The 21937-nt window shown below is 33.8% G+C and carries 18 protein-coding genes and 1 tRNA gene; 6 read left to right on the top strand and 13 right to left on the bottom strand.

Features of this window, described 5'->3' with window-relative positions; translation table 11 throughout:
• The 3 genes from WAF17_RS10960 to crtD form a co-directional block, all read right to left on the bottom strand.
• On the bottom strand, nt 1-1152 hold the full coding sequence (locus WAF17_RS10960) for a substrate-binding domain-containing protein (RefSeq protein ID WP_338769961.1): 1152 nt from the start codon (nt 1150-1152) through the stop codon (nt 1-3).
• A gap of 15 nt (nt 1153-1167) precedes the next feature.
• The gene (locus tag WAF17_RS10955) at nt 1168-1608 is read right to left on the bottom strand and encodes an STAS/SEC14 domain-containing protein (protein ID WP_338769956.1); all 441 of its coding nucleotides are present in this window, start codon (nt 1606-1608) and stop codon (nt 1168-1170) included.
• 74 nt (nt 1609-1682) lie between these two features.
• Nucleotides 1683-3185 (bottom strand): 1-hydroxycarotenoid 3,4-desaturase CrtD, encoded by a 1503-nt coding sequence (crtD, locus tag WAF17_RS10950; RefSeq protein ID WP_338769953.1) that lies wholly within the window; start codon nt 3183-3185, stop codon nt 1683-1685.
• 192 nt (nt 3186-3377) lie between these two features.
• On the opposite strand from crtD, the gene WAF17_RS10945 reads away from it, so the two are divergent.
• Nucleotides 3378-3860, top strand: a complete 483-nt coding sequence (locus tag WAF17_RS10945) for a DUF4199 domain-containing protein (protein ID WP_338769950.1) — start codon at nt 3378-3380, stop codon at nt 3858-3860.
• A gap of 250 nt (nt 3861-4110) precedes the next feature.
• Nucleotides 4111-4287, top strand: coding sequence for a hypothetical protein (locus tag WAF17_RS10940; protein ID WP_338769947.1), 177 nt, complete (start codon nt 4111-4113; stop codon nt 4285-4287).
• A gap of 70 nt (nt 4288-4357) precedes the next feature.
• Here the strand turns inward: WAF17_RS10940 and WAF17_RS10935 are convergent, their stop codons facing one another.
• The 3 genes from WAF17_RS10935 to WAF17_RS10925 form a co-directional block, all read right to left on the bottom strand.
• Entirely contained in the window at nt 4358-7309 is a 2952-nt protein-coding gene (locus WAF17_RS10935) for an MSEP-CTERM sorting domain-containing protein (protein WP_338769944.1), read from the bottom strand.
• A 60-nt stretch (nt 7310-7369) separates the two neighbouring features.
• Nucleotides 7370-7912: an isochorismatase family protein gene (locus WAF17_RS10930; protein WP_338769941.1), complete on the bottom strand. Its 543-nt coding sequence runs from the start codon at nt 7910-7912 to the stop codon at nt 7370-7372.
• Nucleotides 7913-8114: 202 nt separating this feature from the next.
• Nucleotides 8115-9041 carry an SDR family oxidoreductase gene (locus WAF17_RS10925; protein WP_338769938.1) on the bottom strand — a complete coding sequence of 309 codons (927 nt, stop codon included), beginning with the start codon at nt 9039-9041 and terminating at the stop codon, nt 8115-8117.
• Between the two features lie 282 nt (nt 9042-9323).
• Between WAF17_RS10925 and WAF17_RS10920 the strand changes: the two genes are divergently transcribed.
• Complete coding sequence (locus WAF17_RS10920; RefSeq protein ID WP_338769935.1) at nt 9324-10019, top strand: type 1 glutamine amidotransferase domain-containing protein; 696 nt, start codon at nt 9324-9326, stop codon at nt 10017-10019.
• 71 nt (nt 10020-10090) lie between these two features.
• Here WAF17_RS10920 and WAF17_RS10915 read toward each other — a convergent pair whose 3' ends face one another.
• Complete coding sequence (locus WAF17_RS10915) at nt 10091-10606, bottom strand: hypothetical protein (RefSeq protein ID WP_338769932.1); 516 nt, start codon at nt 10604-10606, stop codon at nt 10091-10093.
• Nucleotides 10607-10837: 231 nt separating this feature from the next.
• Between WAF17_RS10915 and rimO the strand changes: the two genes are divergently transcribed.
• The 3 genes from rimO (at nt 10838) to WAF17_RS10900 (ending at nt 13746) form a co-directional block, all read left to right on the top strand.
• The gene (gene rimO / locus WAF17_RS10910) at nt 10838-12163 is read left to right on the top strand and encodes a 30S ribosomal protein S12 methylthiotransferase RimO (RefSeq protein WP_338769930.1); all 1326 of its coding nucleotides are present in this window, start codon (nt 10838-10840) and stop codon (nt 12161-12163) included.
• A gap of 118 nt (nt 12164-12281) precedes the next feature.
• Nucleotides 12282-12352 (top strand) — tRNA-Cys (locus tag WAF17_RS10905).
• Nucleotides 12353-12561: 209 nt separating this feature from the next.
• Nucleotides 12562-13746: a site-specific integrase gene (locus WAF17_RS10900; protein ID WP_338769928.1), complete on the top strand. Its 1185-nt coding sequence runs from the start codon at nt 12562-12564 to the stop codon at nt 13744-13746.
• Nucleotides 13747-13865: 119 nt separating this feature from the next.
• On the opposite strand, the gene WAF17_RS10895 is transcribed toward WAF17_RS10900, so the two are convergent.
• The 6 genes from WAF17_RS10895 to WAF17_RS10870 all read right to left on the bottom strand — a co-directional run bounded on the left by WAF17_RS10895 (nt 13866) and on the right by WAF17_RS10870 (nt 21935).
• On the bottom strand, nt 13866-15035 hold the full coding sequence (locus WAF17_RS10895; protein ID WP_338769926.1) for a hypothetical protein: 1170 nt from the start codon (nt 15033-15035) through the stop codon (nt 13866-13868).
• A 149-nt stretch (nt 15036-15184) separates the two neighbouring features.
• The gene (locus WAF17_RS10890) at nt 15185-15589 is read right to left on the bottom strand and encodes a hypothetical protein (protein ID WP_338769924.1); all 405 of its coding nucleotides are present in this window, start codon (nt 15587-15589) and stop codon (nt 15185-15187) included.
• A gap of 38 nt (nt 15590-15627) precedes the next feature.
• A complete protein-coding gene (locus WAF17_RS10885; protein WP_338769922.1) occupies nt 15628-15912 on the bottom strand; it encodes a hypothetical protein in 285 nt (94 codons plus the stop codon).
• A gap of 2 nt (nt 15913-15914) precedes the next feature.
• Nucleotides 15915-17468, bottom strand: coding sequence for a hypothetical protein (locus tag WAF17_RS10880; protein WP_338769920.1), 1554 nt, complete (start codon nt 17466-17468; stop codon nt 15915-15917).
• 12 nt (nt 17469-17480) lie between these two features.
• Nucleotides 17481-21740: an SNF2-related protein gene (locus tag WAF17_RS10875; RefSeq protein WP_338769918.1), complete on the bottom strand. Its 4260-nt coding sequence runs from the start codon at nt 21738-21740 to the stop codon at nt 17481-17483.
• Nucleotides 21741-21935 carry a hypothetical protein gene (locus WAF17_RS10870; RefSeq protein ID WP_338769916.1) on the bottom strand — a complete coding sequence of 65 codons (195 nt, stop codon included), beginning with the start codon at nt 21933-21935 and terminating at the stop codon, nt 21741-21743.
• Nucleotides 21936-21937 lie beyond the last annotated feature (2 nt).

Genomic DNA, 21937 nt, shown 5'->3' with positions numbered 1-21937 from the left:
CTACAAAAAATCCACAATAGACTGCTCGGAAACTTCGCCCCATCTTTTGACTTGCTTTTTAAAGGTCTTAAAACTCTCATAGACACGCCCAGCAAACTCATCTTTTGCAGCAATTTCATCTAAAATCTCTGTTGTTTTTTCTTTTAAAACATCCAAAACTTCTTTGGGAAACTGTTTTAACTCTACATCTGGAGCTTCTTTAAGGATTTTTTGTAGATAAAAATTATTCTTTGCTTCAAACTCTGATAAAATCAAAGAGTTATATTTTAAAGCTGCCGTTCTTACAATTTCTTGCAAATCTAAAGGAAGTTTTTCGAAGGCATCTTTGTTTACAATCAATTCCAAAACAGAACCTGGTTCGTGCCATCCAGGATAATAATAATATTTCGAAACACGATGAAAACCCATATTATAATCGTGATAAGGACCTATCCATTCGGCAGCATCAACTACGCCACGCTCTAGGCTTGTGTAAAGTTCACCACCAGCCACCGTAACAGCCGAACCACCAGCAGCCGAAATTACTTTTCCACCCAAACCAGGTATTCTCATTTTTAACCCTTCTAAATCTTTTGGGGTATTGATTTGCTTATTAAACCAACCTCCCATCTGCACACCAGTATTTCCACACGGAAAAGGAATTAAATTATAAGGTTCATAGAGTTCTCTCCAAAGCTCCAAACCACCACCATAAAAAAGCCAAGCACTCATCTGTTGGGCATTCATACCAAAGGGAACAGCCGTAAAAAACGAGGAAGCAGGCAAACGACCAGCCCAATAATAGGAAGCTCCGTGTCCCATCTGAACGCCTCCCAAAGAAACAGCCTCAAAAGCCTCCAAAGCAGGAACAAGCTCTCCACCACCAAAAACAGTAATTTTTAGTCTTCCAGCTGAAAGAATTTCAATCTCTTTTGCTATTTTTACTACACCTTCTCCCAAAACAGGAAAGTTTGGTGGCCAAGTTGTGGTTGCTTGCCACTCAAAAATCTCATCAGAAGTAATAGGAACATCGGATTTTTTTTCTTGTATGATATTTTCCGTCGAACACGCAGAAAAACCTCCTGTAAGTAATGCAGCAGCAGTCAATGAACCTTTTTTTAGAAAATCTCTGCGATTGGTAAGATTGTTCTTGTTATCAGAATGTTTTGACATTTGGGTAGTTTTGCTTTATGAATTTGCTTGTCTTCTCAACTTATTTTCTATATCATCTTTCTGGCTATACATTTTGGTAAGCCACAGTTTAGCTTTTTTGGGGTCATCAAAAACTTCTATCTGGTAGTTATCAAAAGACTCTTTAACTTTCTCTATGTAGGCTTGTCTAAAAAAATCTTTCGAAACTAGATAAGCTACTCTACGAAGTGGACTTTTAGAGATATAATTCGGAATAAAATCTTTTATCATCCATTTTTGGGCATCTAAAGAAACTACTTTTCCCTCTCGTGTATCTGTTAGCCAACGAGTAACTTCAAGCTCTACTGTTTTCTCGTAAGCTATTTTTACGGCTGTTCGGTATTCTTCATCACTTACAAAACCTAGCCATTTGAAAGTAATCATATCATACTGTCTATCATAAAACAAAAACGCATTTTCTACTTCATATAAGACCATAACTATAAATTTTTTATCAAACTCAGTAACTCCAATATTCTAAAGTTACAACTTTTTGAATAAATAATAAAAAATTAGGCTTCTTCAATCATTTCTCCTACAATTTTGGCAGAAGACAAAGCAAGGGGAATTCCTCCTCCTGGATGTACACTTCCACCACAGAAATAAAGTCCTTTTGTTTTGGAGAAGTTAGCGTGTCTTAAAAAAGCTGCATAGCGATTATTACTACTATTTCCATACAAAGAGCCACCTAAAGATGAAGTACGTAATTCAATTTTTCGTGGGTCTAGGATAGATTCTGAAATGATATTTTCTTTTACGTTTCGCATCAAAATACGTTCTAGCTTTTTGATAATATCTTCTTTTGCTTTCTTTATCAGAGTATCCCAATTTTGAGAGCCATCATTCAAGTTGTGAGGAGCATTTATCATCACAAACCAATTTTCACAGTCTTTTGGAGCATCAGTTTTGATATGTTTGGAAGAAACAAAAATATAAATAGTTGGGTCTTCATAAAGCGTTTTGCCATTAAAGAGAGCATTAAATTCTTTTCTATACTCTTTGGTAAAGAAAATATTATGTAAATCTAATTCTTTGTATTCAGCATTCATTCCCCAATAAAAAATAAGTGCAGAAGACGATTTTTGCTGTTGTAACAGAAATTCAGGAGCTTTTTCCTTTGGTAATAATTTCTTGTAGGTATGAACAATATCCATATTCGAAACAACGACATCAAAATCTAAATTTTCCGTTTGAGTATCTTCTATTTTAGAATCTTTGACTTTTATTCCTGTAATTTTATCATTTGCTTTATCAATAATTATTTCCTCTACTTTTTTATTAAAATAATATTTCACACCCAAATCTTGACCTAATTTTACAAGACTTTTCGTAATATCAAACATTCCACCATCAGGCAAAAAAGCACCTTTATTAAACTCTAAGTGAGGAATTACATTCAAAAGCGCAGGAGCGACATAAGGCGAAGAGCCATTATAAGTTGCATAGCGATTGAAAAGTTGAACTGTTTTTTCTTTCTCAAATTTAGAACTATTAGCTTGATTCATTGTCTTGAAAAGCTCTAATTTCCAAATCTGTGAAACAGCTTTTAGTGCCGTCTTATTAAAAAAAGTTTCTGCTTTATGAAGCGAACGAGTAAGGAATAAATCTGCTGTCAAATCATATTTTTCTTTACTATTTTTGAGGAATTTCAATACGTTTTCTTTGGGTTCTCCTAGTGTTTCCTCTAACTGCTCTGCAAATTCTTCTATGTCTGCACTCGCTTCTAGCTTTGTACCGTCTTCCCAAAAATATTTATTAATAGTTTCTAGTCTTTTGTAAGAAAAATAATCTTCTACTTTCTTTCCAGATTTCAAAATTAGTTCCTCTACACGTTCTGGAAGAGTAAAAAGTGAAGGACCAGCATCATAACGAAAACCATCTTTCCAAAATTCAGATAGTTTTCCACCTGCATAACTATTGGCTTCAAAAACTTCTACTTTATATCCTTTATTGGCTAAATGAATAGCTGTTCCTATTCCTGCGATTCCTGCTCCTATTATAGCTGCTTTTTTCATTAAAAAATAACTTAGTTCTAGATTGATTTTACTGACATATAATTACAAAATTAAGTTTTATGTTTGAATATACACTTGATTTTGTTATCAGCACTTTCACAAAATAAAATACAAGAGAATAAATTTTTAATTTTGCTATTTTAATTGTATATTGCTAATAAAAAAATCAGAAAACAACTAATTACTATACTCATGAAATACTTAACCAAACACGAATTCAAGTGGGCATTTATATTTATTATCGTTTTTCTGTTATGGATGGTCTTCGAAAAACTAATGGGGTGGCACGCTGAAAATATTGCCTCTCACATGGTAATGACAAATATTTTTGCTGCCTTTGCTATTGCTGTTTATGTTTTTGCTCTTTTAGAAAAACGTAAAAAATATTATCTAAACTCAATGACTTGGAAAGAAGGGTTCATGTCTGGCTTGATGATAACTATTATTGTTACTTTGTTTGCCCCTTTTTCTCAACTTATTGTGAGTTTACTAATCAGTCCAGAATATTTTCCAAATGTTATTAAATATTCCGTCGAAACAGGCTACTACAAAACAGTAGAAGAAGCAGAAGCTTATTTTAATTTGAAAAGCTATATCATACAGTCTATCTTAGGAACTCTAATAATGGGGGTTATTACTTCGGCTATTGTCGCTCTTTTTGTGAGACGAAAATAACCTAAAAGTAATATATGTATAATATGTTTCAGTTTGAAATTACTCAAACTAAATAAATTTTTATTGTAATATTATCAAGAAACAAAATTAAATATCGTTTCATTTATAAGTAGCGACTTATTTAATAATAAAAAATGTTAAAATTAAAAATTTATCATTAAACTATTTTTAGTTAAAAAAAATATTTATACCTTGCAGCGTCATGTAAAACATGTACTTTTTTTATTAAACATCAATTTATTACACTATTATGAACTTAAATAAGTTTAAAAAATTCGCTTTAACTACTAAGAAAACTCAAAAAATTGCTGGTGGTAGTGAGCCTTATACTACTTGTTATGATGCAGCAACAGGAGAAACGATTTTAGTACCTTTAAGCCAAGTAGGCAACTATCCACATCATCACTGTTTGCATCCTTTCGGATAATAATTAACAGGTTTATTTTGAATTTATAAAATCCTTATTAAATTAATATTTAATAAGGATTTTTGCTTAATTAAAACTTGATTTTCTGTTTTATCAGAAACAAAGCCACAAAAATTACCACAAAAATCCAAAGGCTAGGTTCTGACGAACGTCTGGCATCTGTCAAATCTAAAAGACGTTTTCCACTCAAAACCTCCTCTTGCTTTTTCAAAAGTGTATTTCTTTGTGCTTCTGTTTCCAAAACCATAAATGTAGTAACAGGCGTAAGAATACGAGCCGTAAAACTTTTTTGAACTTGCTCTAACCATCTTTTTTCGGCTTGTGTAGGATATAAAGCCATCGTTTCATTGAGATTTTGCAAAGATAATGCTTGGTCGTATTTTGATAGTTTTTCAAATTCTTCTATATCTGCGCTTGTAATTTCTTCTTTTTTATCAAATTCTGTAATTGGTAAAGTAATTCCATTTTTTGTAGAAATGGGTAAAAAATAAGTATTTCCATTTTTAGAAATCTGTTTTACTTTTTTGAGAGAAATTCTTTCATCTTTACCCAAAGGATCTCCCAACATCTTAAAATGCTCAAAATTTTGAAGCATAATTCTATTATTGGAAGCTAATTCATAAAAATCAAAACCCTCTGGAACATAGTTGCGCCATTCGTGTAATGACCCTGTCCAAACTCCATCTTCTAACTCATCACTTACTACTACAATAATTGGTTGAGTTTGAATAAGTAGGTCTCCATTGTCTACACTTTTAATATAGTTTTCTAACCAAATCTTTTTTACTGCCTTTTCTAAAAAGAATCCACCTTTATTTTTTTGATTCGAATAGTCTTCTTTCCAATTATTTCCTAATTCGTTTACTTCAAAATCTACACTTGTATATTTTGATTCTAAGCCATTTTGTAATGGATTTCTTGAGACAAAATTTTCTATTCTCTCAATATATTTTTCTTTTCCTATTCCTCCATATTTCGAATTATCTAAGATAAAATGATAATAAGGTTTTCTTGTAATAACTTTTAACTTTTCTAATTCGTTTTGAGAAATATAATTTGGATTTGAAGTAGTCTTGAAATTTGCTGTATTATTTTTTGAATAATCTTGAACATTCACACCAATTCCGTTTGTATCCGTAATCAATACTTTATCTGTCAAATCTTCTTTTTTTCCTAAGAAAACAGCCGTAGAATCATCAAGTTGAAGCTCAAAAGGTTCTGCATGTAGAATTTCAAAACCTGTTTTTCGATATTCATTTCTTGTAAATGGAAAAACACGAAAACCGATTTTGCCTTTGTCATTGTAATACAAAATACCAGGGTCTTTGCGAGTATTTACAATCTGACGATAGACCCAAAGAGCCGTTTTTTTCTCTGCCAAAAGTGCTTCTACTTTTTCTTTTCCAACATATAAATAATAATTACTTATAAATGCACCTTCTGGTAAATCAAAGAAAGTAGCATATTCTCGCTGTCCAAAACCATTTTCTGCATTGTGCAAAACCAAATCTATTTGTGTCTTCCAAGCATTTTGTTGCTCATCAAAAACTGAAGTGATTTTTGTCTTATCTATTTTCACAGTATTATCTCCTTTGCCTGTTTGGAAATTTCTATCTTGATTTATATTTCCATTCCAAAAACGCCATGTATCAGTTGGTTTTGGCATATCCTCGCCTACAAAAACATTATTTAAAAGATTAATTTTTGATTCTGAAAGCGTCATATTATCTAAAACTACCCATTTATAAAAAGAATCTAACAGTGGAATTCCATCATTTCCTATGCTCCAGTTTCTGCTTCTACGTACTTTGAAATTTTCTATATGAGTTAATGTCGCTGAAATAGACTTTGGATTTGGAATACTTTTATTCTCATCATAATCGCTACTATACAAATAATCTAAGCCTTTATGTAATTGAATTTTGTCGTAATATGTATTCAATGAAAAAGCTAAAGGAATAATAGAAACAGCAATCAAAAAACTAATAAGCAATGAAGAACTAGAATATCTTTGGGTCAAATAATCATAATCTTGATAGAGCTGTTGGGTATGAATCAGAAACAAAACTAAAGGCGTGAGCATCAAAATACCAAAACCAATAATTACCATCAATACAGAAAGAGGCGTAAATGGCATAAAAACGACCATAAAATAAATGGTATAAGGAAAAACAAAGGCTTTTAGGAGAAAATGAATACGACGATATTTGTATAATTTTAGGTTAGATGAAGGAAAAATCAAAATAATAGCAGCCAAAATAGCAAACCCAAAGAACCAAAGACTTTTAAAGTTGCCTAAAGGATTGTCTAACTCTAGGCTTAAATAAAGTCCCAACAATGGAAAAACACCTACAAAAAGAATTTCTAAAAATCTGCGAAGATGAGGGTACTTGTTATTCAGATATGCCAAATAAACTACTCTAAAAAGCCAAAAAAGAGCAGAAATAATGATGAGAGACATAAAAATTGTCATCGCAAATTCTACGAATTTATATGAAAATGCCTTATTCAAAACAGGAACGAGAAGTGTAACAGACAGATAAATAGTGAGAGGAATTGCCAAAACTGCCCAAAAATGATAACGAGCTTTTTCTCCTACTCGTTTTTGGTCTGTGAAATAAACCACAGCAACAATGATAGCATGAAGCATAGAAGGAAAAATAAACATTCCCATAAAACTCTGCACATCAGTAACTCCCTGTATCCAATCTGGAACAGAACGAGGAACTAAATCTTTTGCTTGTAGATAATACGAAAGCATCAAAAATAAATAAATGGAGACCGTAGCAACTGACCAAACTCCATTTACAGGTTTTGAGTGATAGGTAGAATAGGCTGTATAAGCCGTTTGAGCAATGATAATTCCTAAAAAACTAAAACCATAGATATACCAACTACTTGCCGTATTTTCATCAAGCTGCATTCCGAAGACTTGAAAAGCATTGTAATAAATAATAAAAAGAGTGAGTTGAGGAAGGATAGTAGAAAAAAATATCCAACGAGGATGCAAGAATGGATTCATAGTTTTTTATTTTTATATAGAAATACATAGTTGGCTTACCTTTTCAAATCACTAACTAATCTACTTTATAATCGTAGAAATAGCCTTAAATTGCTCTGTTCCTGCTACACCACAAAGCTCAAAGAGAACTGATTCTACACTTGTGAAAGCTACTTTGTTTTGTAATCTTAATACTGAAATGCTTTTGTTTTCTTCACTTCTAGAACCAACTGCATCAAGCACCAAAACAACATCAAATCCTTCTTGACACAAATCTAGAGCTGTTTGAAGAACACAAATATGTGCTTCTATTCCTGCTAAAATAATTGTTCGTTTCCCACTTTGTTCGATGGCTGCTGCAATTTCTTGATTTTGCATACAACTGAAAGTCATCTTTTCGAAAGTAGCCGTATTTTCATTTAGTTTTTCAGAAACAGAGCTTATTGTCTTTCCTAATCCCTTTGTATATTGTTCTGAAACAATAATCGGAATATCTAAAACCTGCATTCCTTCAACAAGCTGACCTAGTTTTTTTTCTAACTCAAAATGGGTATTTATGTGAGGGAATAATTTTTCTTGTACATCAATAAAAAGTAAAAGGCTATCGTCTTTTTTGATTTGCATGATTTATCGTTATCACTGATTGGTAAATGAAGATTAAATACAAATGAATTGGCGAGTGATTTATATGACTACTATGATAATTACAGGATAATACATAAAAGTTTCATTAAGTATTTTTATTCAAACTATCTTGTATTTCATCTTAAAAATCATACAAATCACTTGCTAATCAGTTCTAGTAGTTTCGTAATTGATTTAGAGTTTAACTACTCTTTGCGCTACGAGTCATTTGTTCTACCATATCCCACATATCTTGAGGAACATGTTCTAACATAGAGAATTGACCTCCACCTTGAGCCACTTCGCCACCATCAATCGTAATAATCTGACCATTGATATAAGCAGAATAATCAGAAATTAGATAAGCTGCAAGGTTAGCAAGTTCTTGATGGTCGCCTACTCGTTGTACAGGAACACGATTTTTAATATCAAATTTGTCTTGTAAATTTTTAGGCATCAAACGTTCCCACGCTCCCTTTGTAGGAAATGCCCCCGGTGCAATACCATTGAAACGAATGCCATATTTTGCCCATTCCACAGCCAAAGATTTCGTGAGAGCCACAACACCAGCCTTGGAAGTAGCCGAAGGAACAACATAACCAGAACCTGTTTCTGCATAAGTAGTTACGATACTCAAAACTGTTTTTGGAGAAGCAAAGTCATTTTTCTTGCCTTCTTCAATCCAATGTTTTCCAAAAGCAAGTGTACAGTAATACGTCCCTTTCAAAACAATATCAACAATTGTATCATAGGCACGATGTGATAAACGCTCTGTCGGACTGATAAAATTACCTGCTGCATTATTCAAAAGACCATCAATAGTTCCAAATTTTGCTACGGAATCTTTAAGCATCTTTTCGATTTGGTCATAATCACGTACATCACACGCCAAAGGAAGAACAGTTCCTCCAGTTTCGGCTTCCATTTCTTTAGCTGTTTTTTCCAAAACATCTAGTTTACGACTTGTAATGACAATATTAGCTCCTAATTGTAAAAAGTAAGTCCCCATTGCACGACCTAAACCTGTTCCACCACCAGTAATAACGATTGTTTTTCCTTTAAGGGCATCTTCACGCATCATAGGGTGTGCGTAGGCTGGTTTCGTATTTTCTACGTTTTTATCTTCCATAATTCTATTATAGTTAAGTTTGATTTTATAATTAATTTTTTGACTAATATACTAGATTTTGTGAGTAGAAACAATTTTTTGTTGGGTACGAATGTTTTTGATAAGCAGAACCAAATCAATCAAGAGTTGGAATAATAATTCCTGCTGTTCTAGTAAGTTAAATGAAGCAGAGTTTTTTATATAAACAATTTGGCAAAATGAACGTTTTATATTACAGTTTATGATTTATTTTTATCTAAACTATTTTTAACATTTATTTTTTAAACTTCAATTTTTATATTTATGACACAGCAAGAAGGAAAAATTTTATTCGTAGTAACAAGCCATGGAGAGTTAGGCGAGACAGGCAAAGAAACAGGTTATCATTTGAGCGAGGTTTCACATCCTTGGAAAGAGCTTTATCAAGCAGGTTATGAAATGGATTTTGTAAGTCCAAAAGGAGGAAAAGCTCCTGTAACGGCTTTTGATTTGAGTGATGATATTAACAAAGAATTTTGGGAAAACGATACTTATAGAGAAAAAGTAGAAAACACAAAAAAACCATCTGAAATAAAACCATCTGAATACAAAGCAATATTTTTTGCAGGAGGACACGGAACAGTTTGGGATTTTCCAGAAAATAAAGAATTACAAAATATTGCAGCAACCATTTATGAGAGTGGAGGAATTGTTTCTTCTATCTGTCATGGCGCAGCAGCTTTAGTAAATCTCAAACTAAGCAATGGTTCGTATTTGATAGATGGAAAAGATGTAAATTCATTTACTGATGAAGAAGAAAGAGACCAAGGATTAGAAGACGTAGTTCCGTTTTTGGTAGAATCTAAGATTCGTCAGCGAGGTGCAGAGTTTCATCAAGCTGCAAAAGGAGAGGCAAAAGTAGTTGTCGATGGAAGACTTATTACAGGACAAAATCCAGCTTCTGCAACACCACTTGGAAAAGCTCTTCAAAGAGAACTCAAAGAAGTTGAGGTAGCATAATTTTTTATATTCGTATTGTTAGAAAAAGGCAGGATGTTTTGTTCTGCCTTTTTTTGTTGAAGAAAATAGAGTTAATCTTTTGCAGCAACCATTCTAACTCCGATAGTATACTCTATGCAACGTACTTTTGCACACTTATCTTTTCGTTTGTGTTTTTGGAGTAGTAATGGATTTTCATGAGGGTTGAAATAAACTAACAGAGTTTCATTATTTTCAGATTTATAAGTAAAACCATCGTAACTTTTTCCATTAATAAAAGTCTCTACTAACGTATCATTTTTCTGATTCAATAAAAATAAGCCTCCTGTATGCTTCAAATAACCATTTCTATTTTGAAGTTCATAGCGTAACATATAATCAACTCCTTTTTCTACATTCATTTTTAGTAATAGAGAAGTTTTATTTTCTACTACTCTTTGTTTCTCTTTTTTATAAAATACATATCCAGGAGCTATTTTTTTTACAGGCAAACAACTTATTACATTTATTTCTGAATCACAGCAATTCTCTTCAATTCTTGACTTTTCTTTTTCAGAAAACCCAAAACAGACTAAAAGAACACAAAAAATCATCACTATTCTTTTCATAATTATTTACTTACAAAGTTTTTTATCATTGAAATTAACTTAAATATAAATAAACCTTCTCACAAAAAAAATAATTTATCTCATTGAAAATCAAGTTGTTATTATTCTATTTTAAAACTTTGAGCCTATGTTTTGAATTATTTTTTATGTAATTTTGCAACCTTATTTCTAAAGAGAAAATCAACTAGCTATTTTTATTTTCTAAAACTAGCTTCAAAAATAGAACAGTAAATGAAAACGGGTACAGCAAAAAAAGATAAAGTCAATATAATTACGCTAGGTTGTTCTAAAAACCTTGTGGATTCTGAAAATATACTTACGCAGCTTCGTGCAAATGAAATTGATGCTCATCATCAGTTAGAAACCAAAAAGAAAGTTGAAGAGCCAAATGTTATCATAATTAATACGTGTGGTTTTATAGAAAAAGCAAAAGAAGAATCTATAAATACGATTTTAGATTATTCGGCAGCCAAAAGTAGAGGCGAAATAGATAAATTATACGTAATGGGCTGTTTGTCGCATCGTTATAAAGACGAACTTTCTAGTGAAATTGGAGAAGTAGATGATTGGTTTGGCACGTTAGATATGCCTTTGATTTTGAATAGATTCAATGTTGATTATAAGCACGAACTTTTAGGGCAGCGTCTGACAACAACATCTCAACACTATGCTTATTTGAAAATTTCGGAAGGTTGTGATAGAGCATGTTCTTTTTGTGCTATTCCGTTGATGCGTGGAAAACATGTTTCTCGTCCGATGGAAGAGTTGGTTCAAGAAGCTAAAAATTTAGCTGCAAGAGGAACAAAAGAAATCATGCTTATTGCACAAGAATTAACTTATTACGGAATTGATATTTACAGAAAACGAGTTTTGCCAGAGCTTTTAGAAAAATTGGCTGATATTGAAGGAATTGAATGGATTCGTTTGCATTATGCCTATCCAACAGGCTTTCCAATAGAAATAATTGATGCTATGAAGGCGCACGATAAAATCTGTAATTATTTGGATATTCCATTACAAAGTGGTTCAAATAAAGTTTTGAAGGCAATGCGTAGAGGAATAAAAAGAGAAAAAACAGAAGAGTTAATAGATTCTATTCGTCAGAAATTACCTGAAATTGCTATTCGTACTACGCTTATTGCAGGACATCCACACGAAGAGCAAGAAGACCACGAAGAAACACTAGACTTTGTAGAAAAGATGCGTTTTGATAGATTAGGAGTATTTTCATATTCTCACGAAGAAGATACGCATTCGCATTCTATGCCTGATACATTGACAGAAGAAGAAAAGCAAGAACGTGTGGCTGAAATAATGGAAATACAGCAAGGAATTTCTTTAGAGCTTAATCAAGAAAAGATAGGTAAGATTTATAAAACGCTTATCGATAGAAAAGAAGGAAATTATTTTATTGGAAGAACAGAATATGATTCTCCAGAAGTAGATAATGAAGTTTTGGTAGATGCAAGAAAAGTTTATTTACGAATAGGCGATTTTGCTAATGTTAAGATAAATAAAGCTGAAGAATTTGATTTGTTTGGAGACGTAGTTAAGTAACAAAAAGTAATTATTTTATTAGATTTTAATAAAAATGAACTTTTTCTTTGCAGAATCAATTAAGATTTGTAGATTTGCATTCCCTAAAGCACAAACTTTAGGGAATCAAAAATAAAAAGGTTGCGTGGCCGAGCGGCTAGGCAACGCTCTGCAAAAGCGTGTACAGCGGTTCGAATCCGCTCGCAACCTCAATTCACTTAAAGTGGCAAATTACACCTTTATAAAAGGCTTGTAGAATGGTTCTACAAGCCTTTTTTTATGCTCTGAATTAAAAATATGCTTATACTTACATCTGTGCATTATATACGTTCTGGGAAACACAACTAAAGTGTAGGAAACATAACTTTGTCTTTTTTTTTTACCAAAACCAGAACTTATGCAATTCAAAAAAAAGATTTATGAATGTTGTTTTCTCACTTAGGAAAAACAAAAAAGAACCAGAAAATAAATTAGGAACAGTTCAATACTATGTTTCTTATGACGGACAACGCTCTGTACCACTTTCTACTAAAGTGAGAATTTATCCAAAATATTGGAATGGAACTCAAGTTATAGGAAGGAATGCAGATGCTTACAATATTGTGCTTGATGATATAAAAGCAGACTTAACAAGAATTTATTTTCACAATAAAGATACTATATCACACATTCAAGAGATTTCGGATATTTATGAAAATAAGCTAAAGCCTAAAGTTACAGTAGTGGAACTATTTGAACAACTGATTGAGAGAAAGAAAAATATTGAAAAACGAAAACAAGTAACTTTAAACACCTATGATACAACATTAAGAATTTGGTTAATTCCTTATTTGAGAGATAATAGACAAAATGAACATTTAGAAGCTGAAAAATTAAATCATGCCGATTTAGAGGCTCTTGCAGAAAAAATGTTAGCAAGTGGAGATATAGAAAGTGTAGATTATGTAGCTAAAACCATTGGTAGAATAAAGGCTGCAATCAAACTTGGCTATTCAACTGGAAAGTTATCTAAAGATGCTGTTGCAAAATATGATGTGTATCTGCCAAAGAAAGAAAAGGAGTACATTTATCTGACACCAGAAGAATTAGAGACACTAGAAAATTTGACATTTCTCCCACAAGAATACAAGTTAGAACGTGTCAGAGATTTATTTGTCATTCAATGTTATACTGGTCTTGCGTACGGAGATTTAGCAGCTTTTAGTAAATCAGAACACTTCAGAATAGCAGAAAATGAAACTGATTGGAACTGGCTCATTAAAAAACGTGGTAAAACAGATATTTATCAGCAGATTCCACTATTACCAAATGGAATGAAGTTTTTGAAAAAAGTAAACTTTGATACCACTCCTGTAACTGGACACGTTTACAATAAAAACTTGCGTATTTGTGTAAAAATGGCAAGAATCAATAAATACCTGACCTCTCATATATCAAGAAATACATTAGGCGCACTTTTGCTTAATAGTGGTATAACAGTAAAAACAGTAAGTCGTGTTTTAGGACACAAAACAGTAAGATATACAGAGAGTGTGTATGCTAAAGTAATTGACGAATGGTTAGTCAAAAATGAATTTGACAGAGTCTTTCGTGATAAAAAATAATTCCCTACATTTGTACTAATCCAAGATTGGTAATACCCCTTATGTAGTGTGTAGCCCTTAACTACACACTTTTGTACAATAAAAAAAGCTACATTTTTTCAAACATAGCTTCTTCATTTTTAATCTACAAAACCAATAATTGTCAGATTATATGTATCATCAGAACCAAAACTAATACGGCATTTATTTAATCCATCAAAGGCTTGGTCATTTGGGTCTGTTGTAAAATACTGCTCTATTACTTTTCTTCCATCCCCTGCCTCTAAAATTACTAAAAGGTCTTTTGTATTTAGATTGTGAGTAATTGTTCTTATTTCAGTATCTGCACCTAACACAATGCCATTTTGTACATACTTTTTTGGTTTTTGAGCATCTACATACTCTACATCTGGAATACTTCTAGCTGTAAAACTCGCTGAAAAATCACTACGATATTTTAAAGCTGCCCTATCTACATATCCTGCATTCATATCCAAATCAAAAATATTTCCACGTAATGTGTTGATACTGTTGATAGTATTTTGTTCAAAGTCTATTTGTAAGCCTCCTGCTTTGAATATTTTTGCTGTACTACTCATTTGCCCTCCAGACAAAGGTAAATAGGATTGTACTTCTCCATCTACATAGCCTTTATCTACCAAACTTCTAGCAGAAAATTTACTTGATTGGTCAGAGTTATATTCTAAATGTGTGCTGACATGAAAAACATCATTCTCTGCATCTGGCTCAAAAAAGATAGTACGATTAGAATATGAACCTGCATCGTAAAAATTCTCTTCTATTCTGCCCAAATTAGTAATATTATTTTCTTGCATATTGATAGTACCAGTCATTGTACCACCAGAGAGAGGCAAGAAATCACCATCTGCTGTAACATCTATCCATTCTACATCATTGTCTGTATTAGAGCGTTTGGTTAAAACTTGTCCTGTTGTTCCACCAGAAGGTAATGGACTACTCCACGCTAATCCTTCATCAGTAGTTTGTAAAAACTTTGAATGATGTCCTGTTCCGTCTGGCAGTTGCACTCCACCACTAGGAGGAGCTATCCATTCTACATCATTATCAGTATTGGAACGCTTGGCTAGAACTTGTCCAGTCAGTCCACCAATAGGAACACTACTACTAGAAAGCGTAGTAACATTTTGATTTATCGTTGTGATAGAACTTTGTATGCCTTCTACTTGTCCATCAATAACATCATTTACTTGACGAACTCTTAATGGTGTGATAAGCTCTTGTGTGTTGTCAATGATAAGACTATCAGAAGTTTGTTTGATGATTCCCATAATATTTCAGTTGTCAGTTATCAGTAAACAGTTACCAGTATGCTATTGTGTATCTGTTTAACTTTTATGAAAAATAAGTAAGTTTGTTGTCAGTTGTCAGTTTATTAGTAGTTATCATTATTCAGCTATTTACTGATAACTGATTACTACTAACTGTTAGAATAAGGTGTGAACTCTGCTGCTGGCGAAAATACTATGTGATATTTTCCGTCTGCTAAACCTTCAATTTTGTAGCTATCGTTTTGAAGAGCTACATTTTTTGTAATTGAGGTAGGAATGACCTCACGATAGCCGATTTCAGTAGCTACTCCAGTTACATAAATTTGTTTATAGACCGTAATTGTAGCAAGCGTATTAGCAGGATAGGGATTGGCTATATTCAAAACTGAATTGGTAGATTCTGCTACAAACGAAATTGGTCGTAGAATAGCCTCTGTTTTTTCTGTCAGTTGTTGTTCTACAAGGGTAAAGGCTGCACGCAGCTTGGCTGCTGTGATGCCTTTTTTGATACTATCTAAAAAAGAAGCATCAGAAAGTGCTTTAATAACTCCCATGATATTTTTAAGTAAGTGTTGTTGATATTGTTTTTTAGTTAAGCAAATTCGTCTGAATATTCGTCTGAAAACTCTCTTGGGTCTTCCACTTTATTGTTGCCTATGTTTTCAGATAGATAATTGAGAGCTTCATCTATGGTCTGGTAGGTATTGCCTAGCTCATCTTCTACGGTTTCTACTTTCTTGTAAAAATTGTGTTCTTTACTTGTGATAAGAATGCCCAACGTGGAGCGTGTAACACGCACGTCTGTAATGGGAATGCTATCAATGATAACATCATTTTCTACAATCTGTACAAAACCATTTTTTTGATAGATTTTCATAATTAGATTTGATTTTCAAAAATTTGATAGTCCCCAGAACCAAAACGTCCCATAATATCAGCCTGTCCGTTTTTAACTTCTACCAGTACGTCCACGTCGTGCGCCCATTCTTGACTACCTCTGAACACTCCAGACTTGGTAACTTGACTTACAAGGACAAAAAATGTATTTGGGTACATATCTCTAAGCTCTCTCCACGCTTCAATATCTAATCCTAATGAGTTGATAGAATCGATAACAATGAACTGAAACTTCTTTAGCTGTACATTCAAGTTTTTAGAGAAAAACATACTTGGTGTGTAGCCTATTCGCTTTACTCTATCTTGTAAAGATTTGGACGGCTTACCGTCTCCCATCATTTCCTCATTGGAAACATAAAGTAAACTTCCTTGCTTAGAAAGCTCATTGGCTAGTTGCAGCGCAAAAGTAGATTTCCCATGTTTTGGTTTTCCAAAGGCTAGAATAGAGGCATTTTTAGGCATATCGTCCAAACCAATACCTTTAAAGTCAAAACTTAAATTCATTGTATCATAGTCCACGTCCATCAATTCCACACCAGAGAGCGCACGATACACCGAACCACCTACGACACCACTTGCAGCTCCACCAATAGCTCCTGCAACGGCTGGGTGCAAGCCCATTCCATCTAAGCCATTCAGACTACCTTTTTTTTTACAAATGCCGTTTAGTCCTTTGAGTGTTGCTCGTGTTGCCTTGACAGCTTTTCCGTTTTGTTTTGCCGTCTGAAGAGTTTTGATAGCTGCTTTTACATCTGGGTAGAAAGCATCATCTTTATCTACTTTCTTTAGATTTTCTATCAGCTTGTCGTGTCTTGCTGTGAATTTCTTATTTTGGGCGTTGTAGAACTGACGAAGCAAACGAATAGACATTGATTGCTTGTCATTCATATATGGCTCTAGCAGTTCTGCTCCTTCTTTGGTTTGAGAAAATTTGATAGTCGCATAGCTTGTATTTAAGGCATTCACAAGACTTTCAGCTACATATTTCAAAGGTTTTGCATACTGACTTTTTGCACGTATTTCCTTGTTTACGGCTGCTTTATTGATACGATTTAGAAGAAGCTGCAAACTATTACGTGTTTTCTTCTTTCCTATCATATTTAAGAATCTACGAATCAATGATAAACCTAATTCACTTTCCATCGGATTACTTCTTTTGGTTGTAACCGTTTTGGAGTTTTTTACTACTGTGGGAAGGTTTCTTCTTGTAGCTGTTTTTTTCGACGGTGCTTTGCGAGTAGTCGTTTTTTTTGTAGCTACTTTTTTACGAGTAGTAGCTCTTTTCACAGGTGTTTTTTTTGGCGAAGCTGCTTTCTTTTTCGGTGTTGATGCTCCTGTTTGTTTGAGCATTTTCTGAAAGTTAGCATAGTGTCCTTTGACTACCTCACTAAAGTCTTCATCTTCAATCAGACCATTCTCATTGAGTTCAGAGAGTGTTTTGTGTCCTTCGTCAAAGGCTTTCCAAACCGTAGGGGAAAACTGTGAAGATGTTAGATTCGCTTGGTTGTATTGTGATAAATAGCTAGAATAATTCATAGTGTTGATAGTTTAGGCTGCTAGTTCTAGTTCAGCTTGTGCTTGTAGTTGAAGAAGTTTAAGGGCTTTAGCTTTCATTTTGAGTTTTACTTTAGCCTTGTTTGTAGTGGATTGAGGTAATGCCTTTGGTTTTAGCGTTGATTTAGGCTTATCAGTAGGCAATGGATTTCCATGTACTCCATCAACATCAGCCATTGTATAGTCTAAGAGATAGTTGAGTTGTGCAAAGTCTTTAGCTGCTGCTTGTGGACTACGCCCTGTGATATTGAGTTTCTTTTTCTCTTCTACAATTTGGTTATAGATAGATTGTAAAAACTTTTGGTCTTTCAGTTCTTTTATTTTTTGATTCTGCTCTGTAATAGAAAATTCTATTTTCTTGATTGCTTCCTCAATATTGCCATCATACTTGGCAAGGATAGATTCTGACTTGTTGATTTTTGTTAGTGCTGCCCTAAACTTATCTAAGTGGTCTGTATAAGAGTAGTTTCTAAAGAAGTCTTGTTGCTCTCTCTTTATTCGCAACGCAACACGTACTAATTTCTTATCATCCGAATTATCATAAGCATCTATATCTTGCAGAATAGAGGTGTATTTTTCTTTCTTCTTTTCTAGTTCTTTGCTTGAATTTGCCTCATTCCTTTCTAAAAAATTAATGAGTAAACGCTTAAATTGTGGTAGTTTTTCTTGAATAATCTTCTTAGAAGTTTCATACGAATTACGAGACATTTCTACCTCTCTAAGTGTACTTAGCTCATTTTCAATCTTGCTTCTGGATTTGAGAATTTCCATCTCCATCTCAGCGACTTTTAGAGCAACTAGCTTATCAATGTTTGTATAAAGGGCATACTTTACAGCTTCTGGGTCTAAGCTCTCTTGGTCAAGTACATTAGATTCATCCGTAGCTTTTGCCCAAATATCGTTGATACGTGCTGTTTTCTCCTCTAACTTTTGGAAAATGAATACGTCCATTGAGTTCTGAATAAGAGGTGTTACTACACGAACATAGCCAAACATATTTCCCTGTCTGTAAATACGTCCCTCTAGTTGTCTAATATCGGTAGGATTATAATCTGGATAGAGGTTATAAATAACTGTTCCTCTTTTCTGTAAGTCAATTCCCTCACGAATGGTAGAAGAGCCAATAATTACTTTTACGATTCCACTCAAAAAGGCTTCTTTGATAGCTTCTTTTCTGGCAGCCGTTCCATCGCCTGTAACAATTTCTACTTCGTCGAATTTTTTTCTACTGAAAGTAATTCCTTTTTTGAACCCTACTTCTTTCTCTAAGTATTCTTTTATAAGTGGAAAAAAGACCTTGCCAATATTAGAATAAATCACTTGACCAGAAACAGGCGTTCCACTTTTCTCGTGGTGTTTTTTGACTGAAGCAATACACTCCATTGTGTAGTGTATTTTGGGGCTATTTTCTACAAAATCTAAATAATCTTCTGGTTTTTCATCAGAAAGTAAAAAAGGACTAAAGGCATTCTTTCGGCTCATGCTCATAGCTACAAGCACATTTTTTCCTTTTTCCTTAAATCCACTTCCTCGTTCGGCAAGTGAGACAGCTTCCTTTTGATATTCGTCTTGCATCGCATTCATTTGCAGATAGCTTGTGATTTGCTCACTTGGCTTCAAATGAATTAGCTCATTATTACTGTTTCTATACGACAATCTAGGAATATTTACTTTCACAGGACGACGTACGCCTGCATCTTCTCCAGTCTTGAAATTGATATAAGAAAACACAAGACTTTGTAATGACCTTTTATTCTGAAACGACTTGACCACAGGCTTTTGCGCCAGTTTATTAGAAGCTGTTACAACGACCTCATAGGTCTCTTGAATAAAGGTTTCCATAAATTGAGAAAGTGATTTTACACCTACTCTCTCCATTTTATTGAGAGCAATCAGCGATAGAATAGAATATACCTCTAAAGGCGAATTATTGAAAGGTGTCGCTGTAAGTAAGACGACATTTCCTCCATATTTGCGTTGTATATAATTACAAAGCATAAAAGCAGACTGCGCTCTACTTGAGGTAGAACCTTGTGTACTGTATCTTTTCACACCTTCTTGTGCAGGAACGTAAGAGAACACGTTTCTAAAGTTGTGTGCCTCATCAATGATAATGGCATCTAAACCCAAAACGTCAATATCACAGACTGTGCCTTTGGCAGTACGACCTACTAATTTTCGTAGGTTTTCGTACTGCTTTTCCAAATCTCGTTTAGATGAATCATCATCTTGAAGGACGATTTTAGATAAATCTTTGAGCAGTTCATTTTCTAGGGCAGGAGAAAAACCAATTCTGGAAAAACCCTCATAGGAAACAATCGTAATAGACTTTTCCTCTACTTGCTTATTTATCGTTTTTGGATTGATATAGGCTTTTCCCATATTCCCAAAATCATTAATTTTGATGCCTAAATGAGATAGTACACCTTCTACAAAGTTTCCCTTCTTATCTTTATAACCATTGATTTCATTTTTCCATTTCTCATACGTAGGTTTAGGAACAACAATCAAAGGACGTTTGTACGTGCCGTTTTGAATATTTTGAGCTAAGATAAGAATAGCCGTCATCGTCTTTCCCACTCCTACATCGTATGCAATAGAGCCAGAACCCACAGCATCAATGTAAGCTACTCCTTCTCGTTGTGCCTCCATAAAAGCAAGCGATTTGCCTTTGAATAGGGCAGAGGTTGTAAGACCAATAGGAATACGTTTGTAGTTCAAACTAGCAAACCCGTTGTACTGTCTGTTCCAAGCCATATCCAAACGCTTTTGGTCATTGACAGATATGCCTGTGTGAAGGAAAATATCAAACAGTCTATCCCCTTCTAAGCGAGCGTATTTTTCAATGAACTCTTTCTCTTCTTTCGGTTTTGAACCACCATCTAAGTAGTGATGAATGATATTGTAACCAGAAATACCTTGTGTTTCTATCAGCTCTAAATTTTGCTTTAACCAAATACGGAAAAAACTATTCAGACTAATACCATCTTCATCGCCTATCTCATTGCCTTCAGCATCATTTTTAATCTTAAATTCTTTAGCAAATGTAGAAAAGGGAAGTATTTTCAGACGCTTTGTAGCATCTGGAGTAAGTACAGACAAAGGACGAGGTTTGGCTGCGTTTAGAGCTTCAATATGCTTTTCATATACATCTTGCCCGTATTGTTCTAGGATAAAACTCTTTTTCTCTTCAAGAGCTAAAATCCTATCATAGACGTTTCCGAAGGTAAACAATGGCAAGGGCAAAAAGTCTGTTTCGCCTACAAATAAAGCTCCTTCTTTAACAAGTTTACTTAGCTCTTTTGGGTCTGCTGTGGCTTGAGTGCGCTGTGTGCGTACATGAGACTTATCTACATACTTTTTATGCCCTTCTTTGTCTGTAAAAATCTGAAAAGTTTTATTGTCATACTCATTTTGAAAACGAGTAGGTTTCCCCAAAATAGACCCAGAAGGAACTTTCTTTTCATCTCTGAAGTGATTGTCTTTGATAGTAGTAGATTGAGTGGTTACTAAAACCTCTTCATTTTTTACTGTGAGTTTTGTGGACTTCAAGAAATATTTTTCCCAACCGTGCATCGGACTACCTTGCGACTGTTTAAACCACACCCACGCCTTAATCTCATTTTCACTAATTCCCTTGTTGTATCTTTTAAAGTTATCATCAAAAGAATTAATTTTTTTAGCTCTTTGCTCTTCTTTTTTGACAAGTTTAGCCAGTAGAGAGGCATTCGCAGAAATTTCTTTTTTATCTACTTCGCCCAATGCTCCCAAACCGTCCAAGCCATTCAAGCCAGTACCTAACTCTAGTTCGGCTTGTGCTTGTAATTGAAGTAATTTGAGGGCTTTGGCTTTCATTTTGAGTTTTAGTTTTGAGGGAGTTGAAGTAGTCTTTTTAAGTGTAGAAATTTCTCTTTTTAGCATCGCTGCACTTTCCTGTAGTGTAGCTTTAGACTGAACAGCGAACATAAATGAAGAAGATAAAAACTTCTTTCCTACGGTTTTATGAGGGTATTTCTCAAAGAAATTACTGTAAGAGCATAGCTCTATTTGAGTAGGTTCTACGGATTTGTCATCATTGTCTAGTTCTGCAAATTCTGATTCATATTCAGAGCGCACAAAATCAGATATAAAACCAAGTTGCAGAGCTTTGTAGTCTTGTGATGTATCTGATTGCTTATCGTGCATTCCCTGCTTACGCATATCATCAATGACATCTTCTATAAGCCTAATCCGTTCTGAATAGTAGTTTCTCATTTACAGGTTCTCGTTTTCAATATGAGCAATGGCTTCTGAAGGTGTGAACTCGTTTTTTATCATGAGCTTCAGTATCAATGATTCTAGTCTTTGATAGCCTGTTTTAGTTTGTTTTAATAGACAAACGTGAGGCATTTTTGCAGCTTCACATTTATCTAAGGCTTTTTTAATTGCCAATCGGATTTGATGTTCCATGA

This window comes from Bernardetia sp. ABR2-2B, assembly GCF_037126435.1.
Taxonomy (GTDB): domain Bacteria; phylum Bacteroidota; class Bacteroidia; order Cytophagales; family Bernardetiaceae; genus Bernardetia.
Note: the sequence above shows the minus strand (reverse complement) of the source record. Positions and strands in the feature narration are given on the sequence as shown.

Coding starts and splice junctions, on each gene's coding strand:
- WAF17_RS10960 (WP_338769961.1), bottom strand. CDS start 1,152: ATGTCAAAACATTCTGATAACAAGAACAATCTTACCAATCGCAGAGAT.
- WAF17_RS10955 (WP_338769956.1), bottom strand. CDS start 1,608: ATGGTCTTATATGAAGTAGAAAATGCGTTTTTGTTTTATGATAGACAG.
- crtD (WP_338769953.1), bottom strand. CDS start 3,185: ATGAAAAAAGCAGCTATAATAGGAGCAGGAATCGCAGGAATAGGAACA.
- WAF17_RS10945 (WP_338769950.1), top strand. CDS start 3,378: ATGAAATACTTAACCAAACACGAATTCAAGTGGGCATTTATATTTATT.
- WAF17_RS10940 (WP_338769947.1), top strand. CDS start 4,111: ATGAACTTAAATAAGTTTAAAAAATTCGCTTTAACTACTAAGAAAACT.
- WAF17_RS10935 (WP_338769944.1), bottom strand. CDS start 7,309: ATGAATCCATTCTTGCATCCTCGTTGGATATTTTTTTCTACTATCCTT.
- WAF17_RS10930 (WP_338769941.1), bottom strand. CDS start 7,912: ATGCAAATCAAAAAAGACGATAGCCTTTTACTTTTTATTGATGTACAA.
- WAF17_RS10925 (WP_338769938.1), bottom strand. CDS start 9,041: ATGGAAGATAAAAACGTAGAAAATACGAAACCAGCCTACGCACACCCT.
- WAF17_RS10920 (WP_338769935.1), top strand. CDS start 9,324: ATGACACAGCAAGAAGGAAAAATTTTATTCGTAGTAACAAGCCATGGA.
- WAF17_RS10915 (WP_338769932.1), bottom strand. CDS start 10,606: ATGAAAAGAATAGTGATGATTTTTTGTGTTCTTTTAGTCTGTTTTGGG.
- rimO (WP_338769930.1), top strand. CDS start 10,838: ATGAAAACGGGTACAGCAAAAAAAGATAAAGTCAATATAATTACGCTA.
- WAF17_RS10900 (WP_338769928.1), top strand. CDS start 12,562: ATGAATGTTGTTTTCTCACTTAGGAAAAACAAAAAAGAACCAGAAAAT.
- WAF17_RS10895 (WP_338769926.1), bottom strand. CDS start 15,035: ATGGGAATCATCAAACAAACTTCTGATAGTCTTATCATTGACAACACA.
- WAF17_RS10890 (WP_338769924.1), bottom strand. CDS start 15,589: ATGGGAGTTATTAAAGCACTTTCTGATGCTTCTTTTTTAGATAGTATC.
- WAF17_RS10885 (WP_338769922.1), bottom strand. CDS start 15,912: ATGAAAATCTATCAAAAAAATGGTTTTGTACAGATTGTAGAAAATGAT.
- WAF17_RS10880 (WP_338769920.1), bottom strand. CDS start 17,468: ATGAATTATTCTAGCTATTTATCACAATACAACCAAGCGAATCTAACA.
- WAF17_RS10875 (WP_338769918.1), bottom strand. CDS start 21,740: ATGAGAAACTACTATTCAGAACGGATTAGGCTTATAGAAGATGTCATT.
- WAF17_RS10870 (WP_338769916.1), bottom strand. CDS start 21,935: ATGGAACATCAAATCCGATTGGCAATTAAAAAAGCCTTAGATAAATGT.